Raw genomic sequence first — 18,092 nt, 5'->3', positions numbered from 1 at the left:
CCTTCCGCTGTCCTTTGTCGCCGGTCCCGAACGCACTGCTTGCCGGGAGTTTCGTCGCCTAGCAATGTACTCGCGCGCCGGTCGTGGCGTGATTTCGACCCGAGCCCGCCACGACCCGCTCCACTCAAGCGTCCACCGCAAGTGCCGCGACGACGGCGTCGAGATCGTTGCCGTCGGCGCGCCTGATTGCCCACGTGTCCATGCGCATCGCGAGATCGGAGATGGGAAGAAGCGTGAACTCGCTGCGATCGATAGCGCGCATCGATTCCGTTTCCTCCGGAACCAACGTGAATCGGTCACCGCCGCGGAGCATCAATGCCATTCCGGTGATGGTCGAGTAGCGGTGCGAGGTGTCGACGAGCACACCGAGATCGCGCAGGAGCCGTGTGTACGGTCCGTACCGCAGGTCCCAGTGCCTCGGCCCGGACACCAGGGTCATTCCCCGCAGGTCAGCGGTCGTGAGTGCATCGATGGCCGCGAACCTCGACGCGTCGACGACGGCCACCACTCTCGACGTCGTGAGCAGCGTGCCCACGAGGTCGGGATGGTGTTCGGGTAGATGTGAGATCGCGAGATCGATCTCACCGCCGAGGAGTTGCTCAGGCATCTCCAGCGACGGCATCTGCGAGATGATCACACGATGCGTCTCGTCGACCTGATCGGCAACCGCCGAGATACGTCGACGCTGTGCGTGCGTGAGCTCGTCAGGAACGGCAAGACGCAGGTCCGTGCGCTGGGTCGCGCGTACCGCGGACGGTAGTGCGTCGAGATCTGCGACGACCCGCTCGGCAAGCGGAATCAATGCCCGGCCCGCATCGGTGAGCGCGGTGTGATGTGTCGATCTGTCGAAGAGGCGGACGTCGAGCTCGGACTCCAGCGCCTTGATCCGTTTGCTCAGCGGGGGCGCGGACATGTGAAGTGATTCCGCAGCCCTGGTGAAGTTGAGCTCACGTGCCACAGCGAGGAAGTACCGCAGGTGCATGACATCCATAGAAATATCCAACGCTCCAGATCGAACTCGGTATTTCCGTTCGGGCAACACCGCAGAGTCCGAACTGGTCGTTCCCTTCCGGTCGCACCACTCCTAGCGTGGAGGTAGATCAGCTCTGTTCGCCAGCGCATCGAGAGGCATCATGTTCGAGCACCTATACGTTCTGGATGGCCGCAACCACTCCATCCTCCGGGTCGATCCCAGACATGGAGTCGTCGAGACCGTGACCGATCAGACCGGCTACATGCCGGACGGGATCGTCACCACGCCCGACCGCATCTACTGGACGACCATGGGCAAGCCCACCCGCACCCCGGCGACAGCCGACGCCTCGTCCGACGCCGCCTGGGATTTCAGCACTCCGAACGGCTCGGTGCGCACGTGCGCCCTCGACGGTTCCGGACAAACCCAACTGGTTCCCGACGGCACCATCACCACCGGCAAACAGCTCACCGCCGACTTCGACGCCGGCCTGCTCTACTTCTGCGACCGCGAGGGCACGACCGTCTATCGCGTGGCCACCGACGGCACCGGTCTCACCCCGCTGGTCCACAACACCCGCGACGACACCTGGACGCAGGAATGCGTCGGTGTCGCGAGTGACCCTGTCAACGGGTTCATCTACTGGACACAGAAGGGCCCGAGCAAGGGTGGACTCGGGAGGATCTTGCGTGCAGGCCTCGACCTCCCGGAGGGTGAAACTGCCTCCACCCGAACGGATATCGAAGTGCTGTGGGATGGCCTGCCGGAGCCGATCGACCTTCACCTCGATCCCGACACGAACACCGTCTTCTGGACTGATCGCGGGGAGGCGCCCTCGGGCAACACGCTCAACCGGGCAGCGATACCCGGAAAGGGTCATTCGGGAGCCGCCCCGAAGATTCTCGCCGGTGGCTTCGACGAGGCGATCGGCCTTGCCGTCGACACCGACGCCGCGTTGGTCTACGTCAGCGACCTCGGCGGCTCGATCCGAACGGTCGAGATCGATGGCGACCACGCAGTACGCGAGATCGTTCATCTGCCCAACTCGACTTTCACGGGTATCGCCGGTCTCTGAGAACGACGTACATACACCACCACAACATCTCTCGAAAGAAGTACACACGATGAGCGAATACGCGAAGTCCCTCGACGACATCGACGCACGGCCGGTGGCCGTCGTCGGGGCGGGCACCCTCGGGCGTCGAATCGCCCTCATGTTCTCCACGCGAGGCGGCGAGGTACGGATCTTCGACCAGAACCCTGAGCAACGCAACGCGGCTGTCCAGTACGTCGATGACACCATCGACGAAACGCTGAAGATCATCGGCAAAGGCGTTGCAGGAAAAGTGATCCCGGCATCGACGCTCGCTGATGCGGTTTCCGGCGCGTGGCTGGTCGTCGAGGCCGTTCCCGAGCGCCTCGACATCAAGATCCCGCTATGGGGCGAGATCGACACAGCCGCAGACGACGACGCGATCTTCGCGACCAACTCGTCGTCGTATGCGTCGTCGACGATGACCGAGAACGTGCGCAACCCGGAACGTATGTGCAACATGCACTTCTACATGCCCCCGACGTCGAACGCCGTCGACCTCATGTCCGACGGCGACACTGCCCGCGACGTCCTCGACTCTCTGCTCACCGTGCTGCCCGAGTTCGGTATACATCCGTTCGAAGCACACAGGGAGAGCACGGGATTCATCTTCAATCGCATCTGGGCCGCAATCAAGCGGGAGTCGCTCGAGGTCGTCGCAGAGGGTGTGTCGACGCCACACGACATCGATGAGATGTTCAAGATCAACTGGCACTTGCCAACCGGCCCGTTCGCAATGATGGACGGCGTGGGCCTCGACGTGGTACTCGACATCGAGAATCATTACGCCGCCGAGAATCCGAACCTGCCGACCGGCCCGCGTGAACTTCTCAAGCGCTACGTCGACGACGGCAAGCTCGGCCGCAAGACCGGCGAGGGTTTCTACAGCTACGAGTGACTTCTACACCACGAGTGAACCGTCAGCTCGTGCAGAGCTTCCACCTCCCGTCGTCCTTCACCACGACGACGCTCGTGGTCTGTTCGTCGTCCGGCGTCTTGTCGAAGTGCCAGTGCACCCGCGCCGTCGCGCGCTCGCCATTGACGGTCACGTCGGTGATCTCCGGGATGACGATGCGGCCCTTCGATTCGACCGATGTGCGGTTCTGACGCACGAATTCGGCCCCGGAGATGAACGACGGCGACGACGTGTCTGCAGCGCACGTCGATTCCTTGTACTTGCCGTAGTCGACATTGTTGCGCGCGGTGTAGTTGTCGTTGATCGCGAACTGGACCTGGCCGGAATCACTGGCCCGCTCTTGCGCAGGACGCAACACGTTGGACAGCACCACGCCGAGTATCGCCAGCGCAACGACGACCAACGCGATCCAGAACGGCCACGCGTCTTTCCAGGTGCGTGGGCGCTGCTCGCCCTCGAATTCGTCACCGGCGGCTGACTCACGTGCACCTTTGGCCATGCCCGGGAGTGTAGTGGTCGGTCGTGGTGGCTCTCGTGGCCCCCGATCCGGACATACACGGCAACGAGTCTCGTAAGGTGAGCCTAAGAGACGGCAGCATCATCGAGAGGACCCCCTGTGCACCACCCACGACACCTCCGCCACGCGCTCGCAGCTCTGGCAATCGTGACGGCGTCGACGATGGTTCTCGTCGGATGCTCGTCGCCCGACGAGAACCAGCCCGCGGCCGGGTCGTCGGTACCCGCTGCAGAACCCGGCGCCCTGCCGGTGACCATCGACCACAAATACGGGTCGACGACCATCTCCACACAACCCGCCCGCGTAGCCGCGATGGGGGTCGGCGACGGCGACACACTCCTCGCACTCGGCATCACGCCGACGACGATCGCCCCGTTCGCCGATCCGACCCAGCGCAGCGCCCCGTGGAACGAAAAGCTCCTCGGTGACGCGAAGCCGGTCATCCTGCCCAACGTGTCCGCCGAGTTCGGTGCGCAGATCGCCAAGGCACTGTCGACCGATCCGCAGCTGGTCACCGCGGTCGGCGCGGCGCCCACCCGCGAGCAGTACGACACGCTCAGCAAGGCGGTGCCGACCATCGTCAGGCCCGCGCAGTACCAGGACTGGCAGGTCCCCTGGGAGGTGCAAACCCTGGAGATCGGCAAGTCCGTCGGGCTACCCGACGCGGCGTCGAAGAAGATCTCGGAGGCCAGACAGCACGTCGAAGCGCTGCGTGCCGAGCATCCCGAGTTGGAGGCGAAGACCGGCGTCGTGGTGACCGGTTCGCCGGACGGCGGCGTCTCGATCTACGGTCCGGGAGACGGTCGCGCGCAGACACTCGCCGACTACGGGCTGAACTTCCCCCAAGCCCTCAAGTCCACGATCACCAACGGCTTCTACGGATCGATCTCAGCCGAGAGACTCGACCTGCTCGACGCCGCCGACGTCGTGGTCGTCGTCGACTGGTCGGGTGCGAACGCGAAGCTGAAGAGCGACGCGACCTGGAACCGTCAGCGCTACGTCACCCAGGGCCGCGCCGTGTACCTCGACCAGCAGGTCGGAAGCGCGATGTCGGTGCCGACCGTGCTCACCGTGCCCTGGGTCGCGGACAAGACGATCGGACCGATCTCGGACGCCGCACGCAAGAGCACGGTGCGCCCTCGCGCCAACTGAGGCAACCCTCACAGATGATTTTGGGTATCGCTGTCCAGCGCCTACCGTAGAGGGGATAAGCGTCGACGCTCCGCCGCACTCCAGCGACATACCTGGCGCGTCGAGACACCCCTGAGTACGAGGTAGACGACACTCTATGACTGATCAGAGCCGCCCGCTGCGGGTCGCCATCGTCGGAGCCGGCCCGGCCGGCATCTACGCCGCCGATGCCTTGATGAAGTCCGACACCGCCAAAGATCGCGGTGTCAGCATCGATCTCTACGAGCGGATGCCTGCTCCGTTCGGCTTGATCCGGTACGGCGTCGCCCCCGACCACCCGCGTATCAAGGGCATCATCACGGCACTGCACAAGGTGCTCGACAAGCCGCAGGTGCGACTGCTCGGCAACATCGACTACGGCACCGACATCACCCTCGACGAACTCAAGGCGCACTACGACGCCGTGATCTTCTCGACCGGCGCCACCGACGACCGCGCACTCGACATCCCCGGCATCGACCTCGACCGCAGCTACGGCGCGGCACAGTTCGTCGCCTGGTACGACGGCCACCCCGACTTCCCGCGCGAATGGCCGCTCGATCAGGAGAAGGTCGCGGTCATCGGTGTCGGCAACGTCGCACTCGACGTCGCCCGGGTGCTCGCCAAGACCGGCGACGAACTGCTTCCCACCGAGATCCCGGCCAATGTCTACGAGGGCCTCAAGTCGAACAAGGCCGTTGAGGTCCACGTGTTCGGTCGCCGCGGACCCGCGCAGGCCAAGTTCACACCGCTCGAGCTCAAGGAGCTCGATCACTCGCCGAACATCGAGGTCGTCGTCAGCCCCGAGGACATCGACTACGACGAGGGTTCGGCCGTCGCACGGCGCGGTAGCAAGATCACCGACCAGGTCGCCACGATCATCGAGAACTACGCGATGCGCGAGCCCAAGCAGGGCGCGATCCACAAGCTCTTCCTGCACTTCTTCGAAAGCCCCATCGAGATCCTCGGCGAGAACGGTGAGGTCGTCGGGTTGCGCACAGAGCGCACACAGCTCGACGGCACCGGCAACGTCAAACCCACCGGCAAGCACACCGACTGGGACGTCACCGCGGTCTACCGTGCCGTCGGCTACCTCTCGGACAACCTGCCCGAGATCCCGTTCGACTCGCAGGCGGGCGTCATCCCCAACGAGGCCGGCCGCATCTTCGACGACGGCACCCATCTCACCGGTCTGTACACCACCGGTTGGGTCAAGCGCGGCCCCGTCGGCCTCATCGGCCACACCAAGGGCGACGCCAACGAGACCGTCGAGTGCATCATCGACGACATGGGCAACGACGCGCTGCTCGATCCGGCCAACCCGTCGGAGGACGCGGTCATCGAGCTGCTCGAGTCCAAGAGCATCCCGTTCACCACCTGGGACGGCTGGTACCGGCTCGATGAGCATGAGCGCGCCCTCGGCGCCGCTGAGGGCCGCGAACGCGTCAAGGTCGTTGAGCGCGAGGACATGATCGCCGCTTCCGAGCCACACAAGATTCAGAAGGCCTGACTCCGCCTGGAACGAACAACAGAGAACGCCGACCGGGATTCCGGTCGGCGTTCTCTGTGTGAGAGGAAACCGATCGCCAGGCGATCGGGTCGATCAGTTCTGTGCAGCCTTGACCGCAGCGGCGGGCGGAGCCTGGTCGCCGACCTTGGCCTGCGACGGGTCGACCTTCTGCGTGTTCGGCGCCTGCTTGCGGTCACCTTCGAACTGCTTGAGATTCCACCAGAAGCCCGCGTTGTTGAAGATGTTCTCCACCTGTGCGCCGATGGTGTAGCCGGAGATCGACGACGGGAAGCAGCCACGCCAGGTGGTTTCGAACGCCATGTAGAACTCGCCCGGCTTCAGTACGCCCGGATGCTTCTTGTCGACGGTCGCGAGCTTGGTGGCACCACCGAGTTCGGTGACATTCACGTTGGTCATGGTCGCGCCACCGATGTTCTTCACGCCCATCCAGCGGTGCATGCGCCAGCCGGGGAGGTTATCCCAGGTGGGGCCCCAGCCCTTGAAGTAGCAGTTGACGCCGCCGACGAGCGCGAGGTCGCCCGGACCTGCAGCGTGGGCGGGTGTTGCTGCGGCTACCGACCCCGCAGCGATACCGCTGGCGGCGGCGACCGCGGCGATAGCGCGCTTCACAGACTTCTTCATGTCGTATGACCTTCCTGATTCACGTGTCGTCGTGCGTTGATCGACCTGCGAACTGCCGATATGCACCGGGGGATACCACTGCGGACGTTCACCCCCCGACGGTTCGTCCCGTCTGAACATACTTATCGGAAACTCACAGAAAGTTGTTACCCCGCTGAAAGATCTTGCCCGTTCGGCAATCTCCTCGTGACTTCGGCCCCGGGCATCCGGGAGCGCACAATCAGCTCAGGTAAGGTTGCCCTTCGTGCGTCGTTTCTCCGGTTTGTTGGTGATCGTTGCGGTCCTCGCCGCCGCGGTCATCGCGTCGGTGATCGTCGGCACTCGCACGATCCCACCTGCGCAAACGTGGGATGCCTTCACCTCGGGCGTCGGTCAGATCTGGAGCGCGATCATCCATCTCCGCGCACCACAGGTCACCAAGCCCGACGACACCGCGGGCATCATCTGGGATCTTCGTATCCCGCGAACCGTGTTGGGTCTGCTCTGTGGTCTGGCGATCGGTGCCGCAGGCGCCATCACTCAGGGTCACACCCGCAACCCCATCGCCGACCCCGGCATGCTCGGCGTCAACGCGGGAGCAGCGTGCGCGGTTGTGTGTGGCGTCTACGTGCTCGGAATCTCCTCCCCCATGGCGTTCATGGGTTTCGGCCTGCTCGGCGCGATCATCGCGTCGTGCGCGGTCTTCGGTGTCTCCGCGCTGACCGGCACCGGTCCCGTCACCCTGATCCTCGCGGGGACGGGCCTGTCCGCGATGCTCACGGCGATCACGTCGGCCGTCGTCCTCTCCGACACCGCATCCCTCGACGCCTGGCGCTTCTGGAGCGTCGGCTCGACGGCCGGCCGGAGCATCGAGATCTTCTGGGCCGCGCTCCCATTCGTCGTCGTCGGGCTGGTCCTCGCTCTGGCGAGCGGATTCTTTCTCAACATCCTGAGCCTCGGCGACGAGATGACGACGGCGCTCGGATCGCGGGTGCTGGTGATCCGCGCCGTCGGAATCGCCGCCATCACCCTGCTGGTCGGAGCGGCAACGGCCGCCTGCGGACCGATCGTCTTCCTCGGCCTGGTCGTACCTCATATCGCGCGTGCGTTCACCGGACCCGACTACCGCTGGATCATCCCCTACTCCGCACTGATCGGCGCCACCCTCATGCTGGTCTGTGATGTCATCGGCCGCGTGATCGCACGGCCGGGTGAGGTCCAGGTCGGTGTCGTTCTCGCGATGGTGGGCGCGCCGTTCCTGATCGCCATGGTCCGCAGACAGAAGCTGACGAACGTATGACGACCCGACCCGGAACCACCAAACGCGAGACCGCACCCGTGTCCACCGATGACACCGGATCGACGACGCCCGACCGTCGCCGCCGCATCGTCCGAATCGGGCCGTCGTCGTGGGTCATCCGTCCGCGTATGGTGGCCGTCACCCTCCTGGGCCTCGCGCTCACCCTGTTGCTGTTCCTGCTCAGCGTCGGCGTCAGCGACTACCCGCTGTCACCTCTCGACGTGGCGCGCATCCTGCTCGGCGGGGGCACCCGCATCGAGAACGTCGTCGTACTCTCCGACGCTCTTCCGCGCGCGCTGGTCTCCGTTCTCGTCGGCTTCGCACTGGGTGCGGCTGGTGCGCTGAGCCAGTTGATCGCACGCAATCCCCTTGCCACACCGGACATCCTCGGCATCACGGCGGGTTCGAGCGCGGCGGCCGTCGCTGCCATCGCGTTCGGAAACGGTTGGGGTTCATGGCTCGCCGACATCGGCGTCCCCGCGGCAGCACTTCTCGGTGGTGTCGTCACCGCGATCGTCATGTACGTGCTCGCGTGGCCGGGACGCAAGGCCAATCACGGCATCAATCCGTTGCGACTCGTTCTCATCGGCGTCGGCGTGACGTGGTTGCTGCAGGCGCTCACGTCCTTCCTCCTCACCCGGGCCGACATCAAAGATGTTGCCCGGGCACAGGTCTGGCTCGTCGGATCGGTCTCCCAGTCGACCTGGTCGAGTGTGTGGCCCGTCGCGATCGCAGTCGTCGTGGGTGTCGTCGTGATCGTGACGATGTCCCGACAGATCGACGCTCTCTCACTCGGGCAGGACATGGCGCGTGGCCTCGGCGTACGCACCACGGGAGTGTCGACCACCGTCCTGCTCGTCGCCGTGGGGCTGACGGCACTCGCCGTCTCGGCTGCCGGGCCCATCGCATTCATCGCCCTGCTCGCACCACAGATCGGTCTGCGCCTTGCCCGGACGCCGGTTCCGACACCGCTGCTCGCAGGCGTGATCGGGGCGATCCTCGTCCTCGCCGGCGATCTGCTTTGCCGCACGCTACTTCCCGACGGTCTGCCCGTCGGCATCGTCACCGCGGCGGTCGGCGGCCCGTTCCTCATCTACCTCATGGTCTCGATGTCACGGAAGGCGACAGTATGAGCAGACTCGTCGGCCAAGGACTGACCGTCGGATACGACGACCGCATCGTCATCGAGGGACTCGACATCGAGATCCCAGACGCGGCAGTCACCACCATCATCGGACCCAACGGCTGCGGCAAATCGACGCTGTTGCGCTCGCTGTCACGACTGCTGCGGCCACACGAGGGCGTGGTGCTTCTCGATGGCGCCGATATCAACCACACGAAGCCAAAAGAGGTCGCACGCAAGCTGGGCATCCTTCCCCAGAATCCTGTTGCGCCGGAAGGTCTCACCGTGGCCGACCTCGTCGGCCGAGGCCGCTTTCCGCACCAGAAGTGGTATCAGCAGGCGTCGCCCGAGGACGAGGCGGCCGTGGCGTCGGCGCTGGAGATGACAGCCACCACTGAACTGGCCGACAGGCAGATCGACGAGCTGTCCGGAGGCCAGAGACAGCGCGTGTGGATCGCGATGACCCTGGCTCAGGGCACCGATCTACTACTGCTCGACGAACCGACCACCTACCTCGACCTCACGCACTCGGTCGACGTGCTCGATCTCGTGTACTCGCTGCGCACCGAGCATGGCAAGACCATCGTGATGGTGCTCCATGATCTCAATCTTGCTGCGCGGTACAGCGATTCGTTGTTCGTCATGACATCGGGCCGGATTGTCGCGCAGGGCGACCCGCACGAGGTCATCACCGAGCAACTCCTCGAGGAAGCGTTCGGACTCACCGCACGGGTGATCGAGGACCCGGTGTACGGCGATCCGTTGATCGTGCCGATCGGTACGCGAAGCGCGCGCAGGGACGTCGTGACATCGGTGGGCGACCACACCATCGGCGTGGAAGCGGACTGATCCGCATCACGCCGTGCTCGGACGTGTGGTCAGTCGACCGCAGCGCCCGATGCCCGACGATCGGGTGACGGCGGCGTCTCGCCCGCGTCCTCGACCTCGCGGCCATCACCTGGCGGCGGGCCGGCCGGGACACGTGTGACACCTGCGTCTCCGGCCGAGCGACTCGGAGCTGCCGGATGCCCGTTCTGCGGAACGGGCCGACCCGGCTGAACCGTCGGGCGAGCGGCACCCTGCTGAGCGGCCCGCGGGTCACCCTGCGGAGCCGGACGCGGACCCGCCTGCGGAGGTCGCGGACCCGCCTGCGGAGGTCGCGGACCGACCGGGTGACGTTGTCCCGCTTGCTGATTCGGGTGCTGCATCGACGGACCCGGTTGATGCGGCTGCCCGTGCGGGCCCCGACTGTCGGGCCTCGCTGCACCGGGCGCGATGGGCCGGACCGGCGGCTGGGGCGCAGGTGCGGAGGCGCGCAGCGGAACCACGACCCCCCGCCGCGCGGGCCGTCCCGGGACCGGCGTGACGATCGACGCGGCACGCACGGCTCGCTCGCGCGCCGTCGAGACGTCGTCGGCGGTTGCGGTGACCACGCCCATGCGGCGACGGACAAAGCTCTCCGGCTTGCCGAAGAGTCGAATATCGGTCTCGGGCACCGCAAGTGCCTGTGCGACGTACTCGAAGCCGATACCCTTTTCGTCGAGCTGACCGTAGATCACGGCCGAGGCCCCGGGCGAGGCAAGGGTCACGTCGACGGGAAGACCGAGGATCGCCCGCGCGTGCATCTCGAATTCCGAGAGTCGCTGGGTCGCCATCGTCACGAGCCCAGTGTCGTGTGGTCGTGGCGAGACCTCCGAGAAGTAGACGTCGTCACCCTTGACGAACAGTTCGACACCGAAAATGCCACGGCCGCCGAGATTGCCGTCACCCATCGCGGTGGCGATGCGAGCGGCGATCGACGTCGCCGCACCGAGTGCGAAAGAACTCATCTCGTGGGGCTGCCAACTCTCGACGTAGTCGCCGTTGACCTGACGGTGCCCGATCGGGGCGCAGAAATGGGTCACCAGCCGACCAGTCGCCGGATCGATGGCGCGCACGGTCAACAGCGTGATCTCGTAGTCGAAGTCGATGAAGCCCTCGACGATCACGCGCTCGCCCGCCACCCGACCACCGGTCGTCGCGGTCTCCCACGCCTTGTCGATGTCCTCTGGACCACGAACGACGGTCTGGCCCTTGCCCGACGACGACATCACCGGCTTGACCACGCACGGATAACCGACCTGCTCGGCGGCGACCGCCAACTCGTCGTGCGAACCCGCGAACAGGTACGGCGACGTCGGAAGGCCGAGTTCCTCGTCGGCGAGACGTCGAATTCCCTCACGGTTCATCGTCGCGACGACCGCGGACGCCGTCGGGATGACCTCTGCGAGTCCGCGCTGTTCGATCGTCACCAGTGCGTCCGTCGCGATCGCCTCGATCTCGGGGACGACGTAGGCGGGCGAGTACTTCTCGACCAACCCGATCAACGCGTCGGCGTCGGTCATGTCGATCACCTCGGCGTGATGGGCAACCTGCTGCCCGGGCGCACCCGCGTATCGGTCGACGGCGACCACCTCGACGCCGAGCCGTTGAAAGGCGATGATCACCTCTTTGCCGAGTTCGCCGGCACCGAGCACCATCACCCTGGTGGCGTTCGGCGACAGCGGTGTTCCCAGAATGTCCGGCGGCCCCACGGTCGGCTGCGCGGGCGACACGTTCGGTGTCGCCGCGCCGGTGGCGTGGTTGTCCGCGCTACTCCCGTTGGTCGAGGTCATACCGCAATCTTACGTGCCGGATTTGTCGTTCCGCCTTCGATCACCCCGAGCGCAGTGGCACACCCCGACGACCTCAGCCCAGCACCTCGTGGATGTAGCACCACCGCCAGATCTCGCCCGGCTCTGCCGAGCGCATCACCGGATGGCCGACATCGTGGAAATGCGCCGTGGCGTGTTTACGCGGACTCGAATCGCAGCACCCCACGTGGCCACAGTCCAGGCAGATGCGCAGGTGAGCCCAATGCTGTTCGCCGAGTTGCATGCAGTCCTCACACACGCTGATGTCGCCGTTCGCCGGCGGTGGATCGGTCGCGGCGTCGACTCCGGACTCCGCGAGCTCTGGACATCTGGCTGCCGCGGGACCCTCGCTGCGGGACTCACCGGCACGGGCACGAGATCGACCGAACAATCGCATGCCCCATTATCGCGCGACTGCACGTCACAGTCGGGCTAGGTTGACGCAGTGAGCGCATCCCTTCTGCTGGTCGGCGTGCTGTCGGTGGCGATCGCGGCGGTGTGCCGGCACTACCGGCTGTCGGCGCCTCTGATACTCGTACTCGTCGGTCTCGCCATAGGCTGGATCCCCGGGCTTCCGGCAGCAGAACTCGACCCCGACTTCGTCCTTTTCGTCATCCTTCCGCCACTGCTCTACTCGGCCGCGCAGGACAGCTCGTATCAGGAGATCCGTGCGAATCGCCGGGCGATCGGCCTGCTGGCAATCGGACTTCCGCTGGTCACCACAGTCGTCGTCGGACTGGTGGCCTACCTGACGGTCCCACATCTGCCACTCGCTGCCGCACTGGTGCTGGGTGCCATCGTCGCGCCGCCCGACGCGGTGTCGGCGCAGGCAATAGGGCGCAGGGTCGGACTGCCGAGACGCATCATGACGCTGCTCGGCGGTGAGAGCCTACTCAACGACGCGACCGCACTCACCGCCCTGCGAGTCGCTCTGGCCGCTGCAGTCGGCGCCACGACCTCCGTCTGGAACGGGCTCGAGACCTTCCTGCTGGCCGCGATCGGTGGCCTCGTTGTCGGCCTGCTGATCGGTTACCTGGTGTTCCGCGTGCGCGACTGGCTCACCGATCCCACCATCGAGACGGCGATCGGCCTCATCGTGCCGTTCGCGACGTACTTCGTCGCCGAGGAACTGCACACCTCCGGAGTGATCGCCGTCGTCGTCGCCGGATTGTTCCTCGGCCAGCGGTCCGTTCGACTCGGATACGCGACACGTCTGCAGGACGAAGCGGTTCGCAAATCGATCGATGCGCTGCTCGAGGCGTTCGTCTTCCTACTGATCGGGCTGCAGTTACCCGACCTGATCCGTGGTCTGGCAGGACAATCGTGGCTGCACATCGCTTTCGACGCCGTGATGGTTCTGCTCGCGACGATCCTTGTGCGCTTCGCGTGGGTATATCTGTTCACGTATCTGTCGCGTTTGCTGCCGGGCGTCCGACGGCGAGAACCCCCACCCAAACCGTCCTGGCTGTTCGTCGTCGGATGGTCGGGCATGCGGGGCGTCGTGTCACTGGCGGCAGCGTTCTCGATTCCGCTGACCACCGAGTCGGGTGAGCCCTTTCCCGCCCGCGCCGAGATCCTGTTCCTGACCTTCGTGGTCGTCGTCGGGACGCTACTGATCCAGGGAATCAGCCTGCCGTGGGTGATCCGACGTCTCGGTGTGTGCGGAGACGACGACGCGTCGGATCGCCTGGCATTCGCCGCGGCACAGGACCGCGCGTCACGAGAGGCCGAGAACTACCTCGACTCGGTGTCGGAGGACATCGAGGAGCACGATCCGCGCCGTCTGCAGGTCGCGATGCTGCGCAAATGGCTGACCACCCAACGCAATACGGCGTGGGAGGAACTCGGCCGGGGGCCTGAGGACATCGGCGAGTCCCCGACATCAGCGGGAAACCGCATGCGTACCAAGCTGCTTGAAATCCAACGAAAGGTGTTCATCGACGAACGCGACGCCGGCCGCATCGACGACGAGGTGCTGCGCGCAGCACTGCGACGGCTCGACTTCGCCGAAGGGGTCACCGACCGCGAGGGATGAGGCGTCGAGGACGTCGGTCGACTCCCATCCGGGGGCCTTCCGCCGAGCGCGGGTAACGATCAGTCGGCTTCCGTCGGGGCGGAGGGATCGTCCTCGGGGATCGCCGCGTACACGCGGGTCTCCTCGGTGCGCCCACGCAGCGAGGTGGTCTCCTGTTCCTCCCAGTGAGCGGCCTCCTCGGCATTGGCTACGTCGACGGCCCGCCCCGAAGCCAGCGGGCGGCGCGGATCCCGCTTGGCGAGTTCGGAGAGTCTGGCGCTCTCGTTGACCGGATCACCGATGATCGTGTACTCGAACCGCTCGATCGCGCCGACGTTGCCCGCGACGACCGGCCCGAACCCGACACCGATGCCCGCCGAGAGTTCGGGAACCCGACGCGCGAGTTCGCGTGCGATCTCGCGGGCGGTAGCCAGCGCGGCACCCGCGGCGTCGTCGAGATCGATCGGCGCGCCGAAGATGGCGAGCACGGCATCGCCCTCGAATTTGTTGACCAGACCCCGGTGCCGCTCCACCTGCTTGACGATCACGGCGAAAAACCTGTTGAGGATCTCGACGACCTCGGTCGGTGAGCGCTCGGCGGCAAGCGTCGTCGAACCGATGACGTCGACGAACAGTGCGGCAACGGTGCGTTCGGTGCCGCCGAGTGCTGGGTCGGAACTCAGTGCGGCTTCGGCGACCTCCCGACCGACATGTCGTCCGAAGAGATCGCGCATGCGCTCACGCTCACGGAGTCCGCCGACCATCGAGTTGAAGCCCACCTGGAGGTCGCCGAGCTCGGTGCCGTCGTACACAACCAGGTCGACCTCGTCGCGGACATCTCCCGCCTGCACCCTGTTCATGCCGTTACGCACGCTGCGCAGTGGTCCGGTCACGCTCAGGCTGGTCAACACCGTGAGCAGCAGGCCGGTGGCCAGGGAGATGACAGCGAGCACGAACACCCCGACGAACAGGTCGAGTTTGCTCGTGTCCTCGCGGAATGCGCCGAACGAGACCACGAGCAGGATCCCGACGATGGGCGTCGCAGAACCGACGATCCACGCCACCACTGACCGTGACAGAACACCCGAGCGCTTGCGTCGGCGGTACCCGGCACTGATGAGATCCGCCGAGACCGGGCGGAGCGCGAGTTCAATCAAGAGGTAGGCGACACCGACGACGACAGTGCCCGACAACCCGATGACGAAGAACATCTTCGGGATGAGCATCGGACTCTGGACGCCGTACATGATGGTGAACATCACCACGGCCCCGAGCCACAGCATCGCCTGTAGCCCCAACAGTCGGATGGGCACCCGCTGGGTGCGCTTGGCGTCACCCTTGGTCGGCTGATCGCGTCTGATTGCCCACCGCAGATCCCGCGTGACGGTGAACGTGCCCCAACCGATACCGACGACGAATGCCAGGGAGACATACAGCGGCACGACGATGTAGTTGACCCACCACAGCTCGGGGAGGAAAGTCGACGGTTCCGGAATGCCGACGGTCGACAAGGCGATGGCGGCGATCGCACCCACGAGATTGGTGACGACGATCGTCGCGGTCAGCACCGTCTGGACACGAACCCGTCGTTTGATTCGGCCTTCGGCGGCCGACCCCAGCAGGATCGACCCGTAATCGCGCTCGGATCGACCCCGGATCATCCACATACTGTGTCACAGTCGCGTTCCGCAGCGACAGCGACCACAGAAGGCAACAGCGACAGGCGTCGGCGGGGCGTGCGACAGACGGGCGGCGGGACGGTCACACCGTTTCAGAACTCGTTGACGGCTCGACCGGTCCCGCCGCCCGATGGACAGATTCCTCAATTGACTCGCAGTGATACACCACCCCCTTCGTTCAATGTCCGAAATTTTTCGTCAAAGAACTTGTGCAGCAGCATCTTCCACGAGCATCAGCCTACGGCCGGTGCTCAGCCGCTCGCATTCGCGGTGATTGCCTGCTGACGGCCGGTGGACTCGACGACGATCTTGCGTGGTTTCGCCTCCTCGGCGAGAGGGATCGTCACCGACAGCACACCGTTGTCGTAGTTGGCTACGATCTTCGTGACGTCGATACCTTCACCGAGGGACACCTGCCTTCGGTACGTCCCCGAAAAACGTTCGCTCGCAAGCCATTGCACACCATCGTCAGACGGCGCACTCCGTTGAGCGGTCAGCGTGAGCACCCCGTGGTCGACGTCGATGTCGATCGAGCCGGGGTCAGCCCCGGGTAGGTCGGCGACGAGCATGTAGTGGTCGTCGACCTTGTACAGATCCAGCGGCATGAACCGGGGCGCTCGAACCGACCCCACGGAGGAGCCTGTCATGAGCCCACGAGCAAGCGCGTCAACATCGCCGAACGGATCAAAACGAAGCACAGCAACTCACCTCCTGAATTCAGGCTGCCCGCCACCCGATTCGACGAGCAGCACATGCTGTACGCAATCAAAAATAGCACTGCGACCAACATTCGTCTAGCACTCATTCGATAGGAGTGCTAGAACATTTCTCATCACCCGCGGGATGCACTCCCTACACCAGAAGACAAGGAGGACAACATGACTGGAGAAACGACGGCTAGCCGCGACTGGCCGGGAAACACCCCAACTGATCACGCTGGAAATCATCACGTCGACGTCGTCTGGCCCGAACCATCCCCACTCGAGAAATGGTGGGTGTCGGTGATGAAACAATCCGACCGCAAGGCGTCGTCGAACAATGATCGGGAACGACGCCTCGCGGCCGGATTCAGCTGATCCTGATCATCTTTTTGTTGACGAACTCGTCGATGCCGAAGCGCCCTAGTTCGCGGCCGAAGCCCGATCGCTTCACGCCGCCGAACGGCAGTTCGGCCCCTTCCGCGCCGACCGCGTTGACGAAGACCATGCCTGCCTCGATCTTGTCGGCGACGCGCAGCGCCTGGTCGGGATCGGTGGTGAAGACGTACGAGCCGAGACCGAACGGGGTGTCGTTGGCGAGTTCGACGGCGGCATCCTCACCCGACACCTTGTAGACGGTCGCGATCGGACCGAACAGTTCCTGCTTGGCAACCGCAGACTCGGGGTCGACGCCGGTCAGCACGCCTGGCGGGAAGTAGGCGCCCTTTCGCTCGCCCGCCGACTCGAGACTCGCCCCGGCAGCCAACACCGACTGCACCTGCTCGTCGAGTCGCTCGGCCGCGGCCACCGAGGACAGCGGCCCGAGTTCTTCGGCCGCAGCCTTGACCTTCTCGGTGAACTTGACGATGAAATCGTCGTAGACGCTCTCGTCGACGATGAACCGCTTGGCCGCGTTGCACGCCTGCCCGGTGTTCTCGAATCGACCGTCGACAGCGGCGGATACAGTCGCATCGAGGTCGTCGGTGGAGAGCAGGATGAACGGATCCGACCCGCCGAGTTCCAGAACGACCTTCTTGAGGTTGCGTCCCGCGACCTCGGCGACCGCAGCCCCTGCACGTTCGGAACCGGTCAGCGAGACACCCTGCACTCGCGGGTCGGCGATGGCCTCGGCGATCTGCTCGTTGGTGGCGTAGACGTTCACGTACGCACCGGGCGGGTAACCCGCGTCGAGGAAGATCTGCTGCAGAGCCGCCGCCGACTCGGGGCACTGCGGAGCATGCTTGAGCACGATCGTGTTGCCCAGCACCAGGTTTGGTCCGGCGAATCGCGCGACCTGGTAGTAGGGGTAGTTCCAGGGCATGATGCCCAGCAGTACACCGACAGCGCTGCGTCGGATGAACGCCGACCCCTCGCCCTCAAGCAGCGCGATCGGCTCGTCTGCGAGGAACTTCTCGGCATTGTCGGCGTAGTACTCGTAGATCGCGGCGCTGAACTCGACCTCGCCGACGGACTGGTCGTACGGCTTGCCCATCTCACGGACGATGATCTTGGCGAGTTCATCCTTACGCTCGGTGTGCAACTCGCCGACGCGACGGATCAGAGCGGCGCGCTCGGCGACCGTGGATTTCTTCGACCACGTCTGGAATGCGTCGTACGCCGCGGTGATCGCGGCGTCGACCTGTTCGTCGGTCGCGGTCGGATACTCCTTGACGACGTCGCCGGTCGCGGGGTCGACCACTTGGTACAAGCTCATCGGACTCTCCTCGTCTGCACGCACGGCCCGCTCGGCCGACTCCCCTACGAATGTAGTAGCCGAGGTCGCCTCACGCTGAGTGAATCGACAAG

17 protein-coding genes are annotated in these 18,092 nt (G+C 65.2%); 9 read left to right on the top strand and 8 right to left on the bottom strand.

What is annotated here, in order from left to right; genetic code table 11:
• Positions 1–124: 124 nt before the first annotated feature.
• Positions 125–991 (bottom strand): LysR family transcriptional regulator, encoded by an 867-nt coding sequence (locus LK459_RS13420; protein ID WP_227918835.1) that lies wholly within the window; start codon positions 989–991, stop codon positions 125–127.
• 142 nt (positions 992–1,133) lie between these two features.
• Here LK459_RS13420 and LK459_RS13415 point away from each other — a divergent pair, with 142 nt between their 5' ends.
• Entirely contained in the window at positions 1,134–2,048 is a 915-nt protein-coding gene (locus LK459_RS13415; RefSeq protein WP_322590782.1) for a hypothetical protein, read from the top strand.
• Between the two features lie 49 nt (positions 2,049–2,097).
• Positions 2,098–2,964 (top strand): 3-hydroxyacyl-CoA dehydrogenase family protein, encoded by an 867-nt coding sequence (locus LK459_RS13410; RefSeq protein WP_227918831.1) that lies wholly within the window; start codon positions 2,098–2,100, stop codon positions 2,962–2,964.
• Positions 2,965–2,986: 22 nt separating this feature from the next.
• Here LK459_RS13410 and LK459_RS13405 read toward each other — a convergent pair whose 3' ends face one another.
• Entirely contained in the window at positions 2,987–3,481 is a 495-nt protein-coding gene (locus tag LK459_RS13405; protein ID WP_227918829.1) for an Rv0361 family membrane protein, read from the bottom strand.
• Between the two features lie 180 nt (positions 3,482–3,661).
• On the opposite strand from LK459_RS13405, the gene LK459_RS13400 reads away from it, so the two are divergent.
• Together LK459_RS13400 and LK459_RS13395 are read left to right on the top strand one after the other, a co-directional pair.
• On the top strand, positions 3,662–4,651 hold the full coding sequence (locus tag LK459_RS13400; protein WP_007238450.1) for an ABC transporter substrate-binding protein: 990 nt from the start codon (positions 3,662–3,664) through the stop codon (positions 4,649–4,651).
• Positions 4,652–4,787: 136 nt separating this feature from the next.
• The gene (locus LK459_RS13395) at positions 4,788–6,179 is read left to right on the top strand and encodes an FAD-dependent oxidoreductase (RefSeq protein ID WP_227918827.1); all 1,392 of its coding nucleotides are present in this window, start codon (positions 4,788–4,790) and stop codon (positions 6,177–6,179) included.
• A gap of 93 nt (positions 6,180–6,272) precedes the next feature.
• On the opposite strand, the gene LK459_RS13390 is transcribed toward LK459_RS13395, so the two are convergent.
• Positions 6,273–6,821, bottom strand: coding sequence for a hypothetical protein (locus LK459_RS13390; RefSeq protein ID WP_227918826.1), 549 nt, complete (start codon positions 6,819–6,821; stop codon positions 6,273–6,275).
• Between the two features lie 244 nt (positions 6,822–7,065).
• Here LK459_RS13390 and LK459_RS13385 point away from each other — a divergent pair, with 244 nt between their 5' ends.
• From LK459_RS13385 to LK459_RS13375, 3 genes are read left to right on the top strand one after another with little or no spacing between them, the layout of a single operon-like run.
• The gene (locus tag LK459_RS13385) at positions 7,066–8,100 is read left to right on the top strand and encodes a FecCD family ABC transporter permease (RefSeq protein WP_227918824.1); all 1,035 of its coding nucleotides are present in this window, start codon (positions 7,066–7,068) and stop codon (positions 8,098–8,100) included.
• On the top strand, positions 8,097–9,233 hold the full coding sequence (locus LK459_RS13380; protein WP_227918822.1) for a FecCD family ABC transporter permease: 1,137 nt from the start codon (positions 8,097–8,099) through the stop codon (positions 9,231–9,233). The genes LK459_RS13385 and LK459_RS13380 overlap by 4 nt, the downstream gene beginning before the upstream one ends.
• The gene (locus LK459_RS13375; RefSeq protein ID WP_227918821.1) at positions 9,230–10,072 is read left to right on the top strand and encodes an ABC transporter ATP-binding protein; all 843 of its coding nucleotides are present in this window, start codon (positions 9,230–9,232) and stop codon (positions 10,070–10,072) included. Before LK459_RS13380 ends, LK459_RS13375 begins: the two co-directional genes overlap by 4 nt.
• 29 nt (positions 10,073–10,101) lie before the next feature.
• Here LK459_RS13375 and purT read toward each other — a convergent pair whose 3' ends face one another.
• On the bottom strand, positions 10,102–11,877 hold the full coding sequence (purT, locus tag LK459_RS13370) for a formate-dependent phosphoribosylglycinamide formyltransferase (RefSeq protein ID WP_227918819.1): 1,776 nt from the start codon (positions 11,875–11,877) through the stop codon (positions 10,102–10,104).
• Positions 11,878–11,950: 73 nt separating this feature from the next.
• Positions 11,951–12,292, bottom strand: coding sequence for a UBP-type zinc finger domain-containing protein (locus LK459_RS13365; protein WP_007238457.1), 342 nt, complete (start codon positions 12,290–12,292; stop codon positions 11,951–11,953).
• 48 nt (positions 12,293–12,340) lie between these two features.
• Here LK459_RS13365 and LK459_RS13360 point away from each other — a divergent pair, with 48 nt between their 5' ends.
• Positions 12,341–13,930, top strand: a complete 1,590-nt coding sequence (locus LK459_RS13360) for a Na+/H+ antiporter (RefSeq protein WP_227918817.1) — start codon at positions 12,341–12,343, stop codon at positions 13,928–13,930.
• Positions 13,931–13,989: 59 nt separating this feature from the next.
• Here the strand turns inward: LK459_RS13360 and LK459_RS13355 are convergent, their stop codons facing one another.
• Both LK459_RS13355 and LK459_RS13350 read right to left on the bottom strand, forming a co-directional pair.
• Positions 13,990–15,570, bottom strand: a complete 1,581-nt coding sequence (locus tag LK459_RS13355; RefSeq protein WP_227918815.1) for an adenylate/guanylate cyclase domain-containing protein — start codon at positions 15,568–15,570, stop codon at positions 13,990–13,992.
• 269 nt (positions 15,571–15,839) lie between these two features.
• Positions 15,840–16,286: an Hsp20/alpha crystallin family protein gene (locus LK459_RS13350; protein ID WP_064862605.1), complete on the bottom strand. Its 447-nt coding sequence runs from the start codon at positions 16,284–16,286 to the stop codon at positions 15,840–15,842.
• A 180-nt stretch (positions 16,287–16,466) separates the two neighbouring features.
• On the opposite strand from LK459_RS13350, the gene LK459_RS13345 reads away from it, so the two are divergent.
• Entirely contained in the window at positions 16,467–16,664 is a 198-nt protein-coding gene (locus tag LK459_RS13345) for a hypothetical protein (protein WP_227918813.1), read from the top strand.
• On the opposite strand, the gene LK459_RS13340 is transcribed toward LK459_RS13345, so the two are convergent.
• Entirely contained in the window at positions 16,657–18,000 is a 1,344-nt protein-coding gene (locus tag LK459_RS13340) for an NAD-dependent succinate-semialdehyde dehydrogenase (protein WP_227918811.1), read from the bottom strand. The genes LK459_RS13345 and LK459_RS13340 overlap by 8 nt on opposite strands.
• Positions 18,001–18,092 lie beyond the last annotated feature (92 nt).

The sequence above is a fragment of the Gordonia otitidis genome (assembly GCF_020735545.1).
Taxonomy (GTDB): Bacteria; Actinomycetota; Actinomycetes; order Mycobacteriales; family Mycobacteriaceae; genus Gordonia; species Gordonia otitidis.
This window is presented reverse-complemented; position numbering and strand designations above follow the sequence as displayed.

Excerpts from the sequence above, each read along its gene's own strand:
- LK459_RS13420 (WP_227918835.1), bottom strand. The coding sequence starts at position 991 with ATGGATGTCATGCACCTGCGGTACTTCCTCGCTGTGGCACGTGAGCTC.
- LK459_RS13415 (WP_322590782.1), top strand. The coding sequence starts at position 1,134 with ATGTTCGAGCACCTATACGTTCTGGATGGCCGCAACCACTCCATCCTC.
- LK459_RS13410 (WP_227918831.1), top strand. The coding sequence starts at position 2,098 with ATGAGCGAATACGCGAAGTCCCTCGACGACATCGACGCACGGCCGGTG.
- LK459_RS13405 (WP_227918829.1), bottom strand. The coding sequence starts at position 3,481 with ATGGCCAAAGGTGCACGTGAGTCAGCCGCCGGTGACGAATTCGAGGGC.
- LK459_RS13400 (WP_007238450.1), top strand. The coding sequence starts at position 3,662 with ATGGTTCTCGTCGGATGCTCGTCGCCCGACGAGAACCAGCCCGCGGCC.
- LK459_RS13395 (WP_227918827.1), top strand. The coding sequence starts at position 4,788 with ATGACTGATCAGAGCCGCCCGCTGCGGGTCGCCATCGTCGGAGCCGGC.
- LK459_RS13390 (WP_227918826.1), bottom strand. The coding sequence starts at position 6,821 with ATGAAGAAGTCTGTGAAGCGCGCTATCGCCGCGGTCGCCGCCGCCAGC.
- LK459_RS13380 (WP_227918822.1), top strand. The coding sequence starts at position 8,097 with ATGACGACCCGACCCGGAACCACCAAACGCGAGACCGCACCCGTGTCC.
- LK459_RS13375 (WP_227918821.1), top strand. The coding sequence starts at position 9,230 with ATGAGCAGACTCGTCGGCCAAGGACTGACCGTCGGATACGACGACCGC.
- purT (WP_227918819.1), bottom strand. The coding sequence starts at position 11,877 with ATGACCTCGACCAACGGGAGTAGCGCGGACAACCACGCCACCGGCGCG.
- LK459_RS13365 (WP_007238457.1), bottom strand. The coding sequence starts at position 12,292 with ATGCGATTGTTCGGTCGATCTCGTGCCCGTGCCGGTGAGTCCCGCAGC.
- LK459_RS13355 (WP_227918815.1), bottom strand. The coding sequence starts at position 15,570 with ATGATCCGGGGTCGATCCGAGCGCGATTACGGGTCGATCCTGCTGGGG.
- LK459_RS13345 (WP_227918813.1), top strand. The coding sequence starts at position 16,467 with ATGACTGGAGAAACGACGGCTAGCCGCGACTGGCCGGGAAACACCCCA.
- LK459_RS13340 (WP_227918811.1), bottom strand. The coding sequence starts at position 18,000 with ATGAGCTTGTACCAAGTGGTCGACCCCGCGACCGGCGACGTCGTCAAG.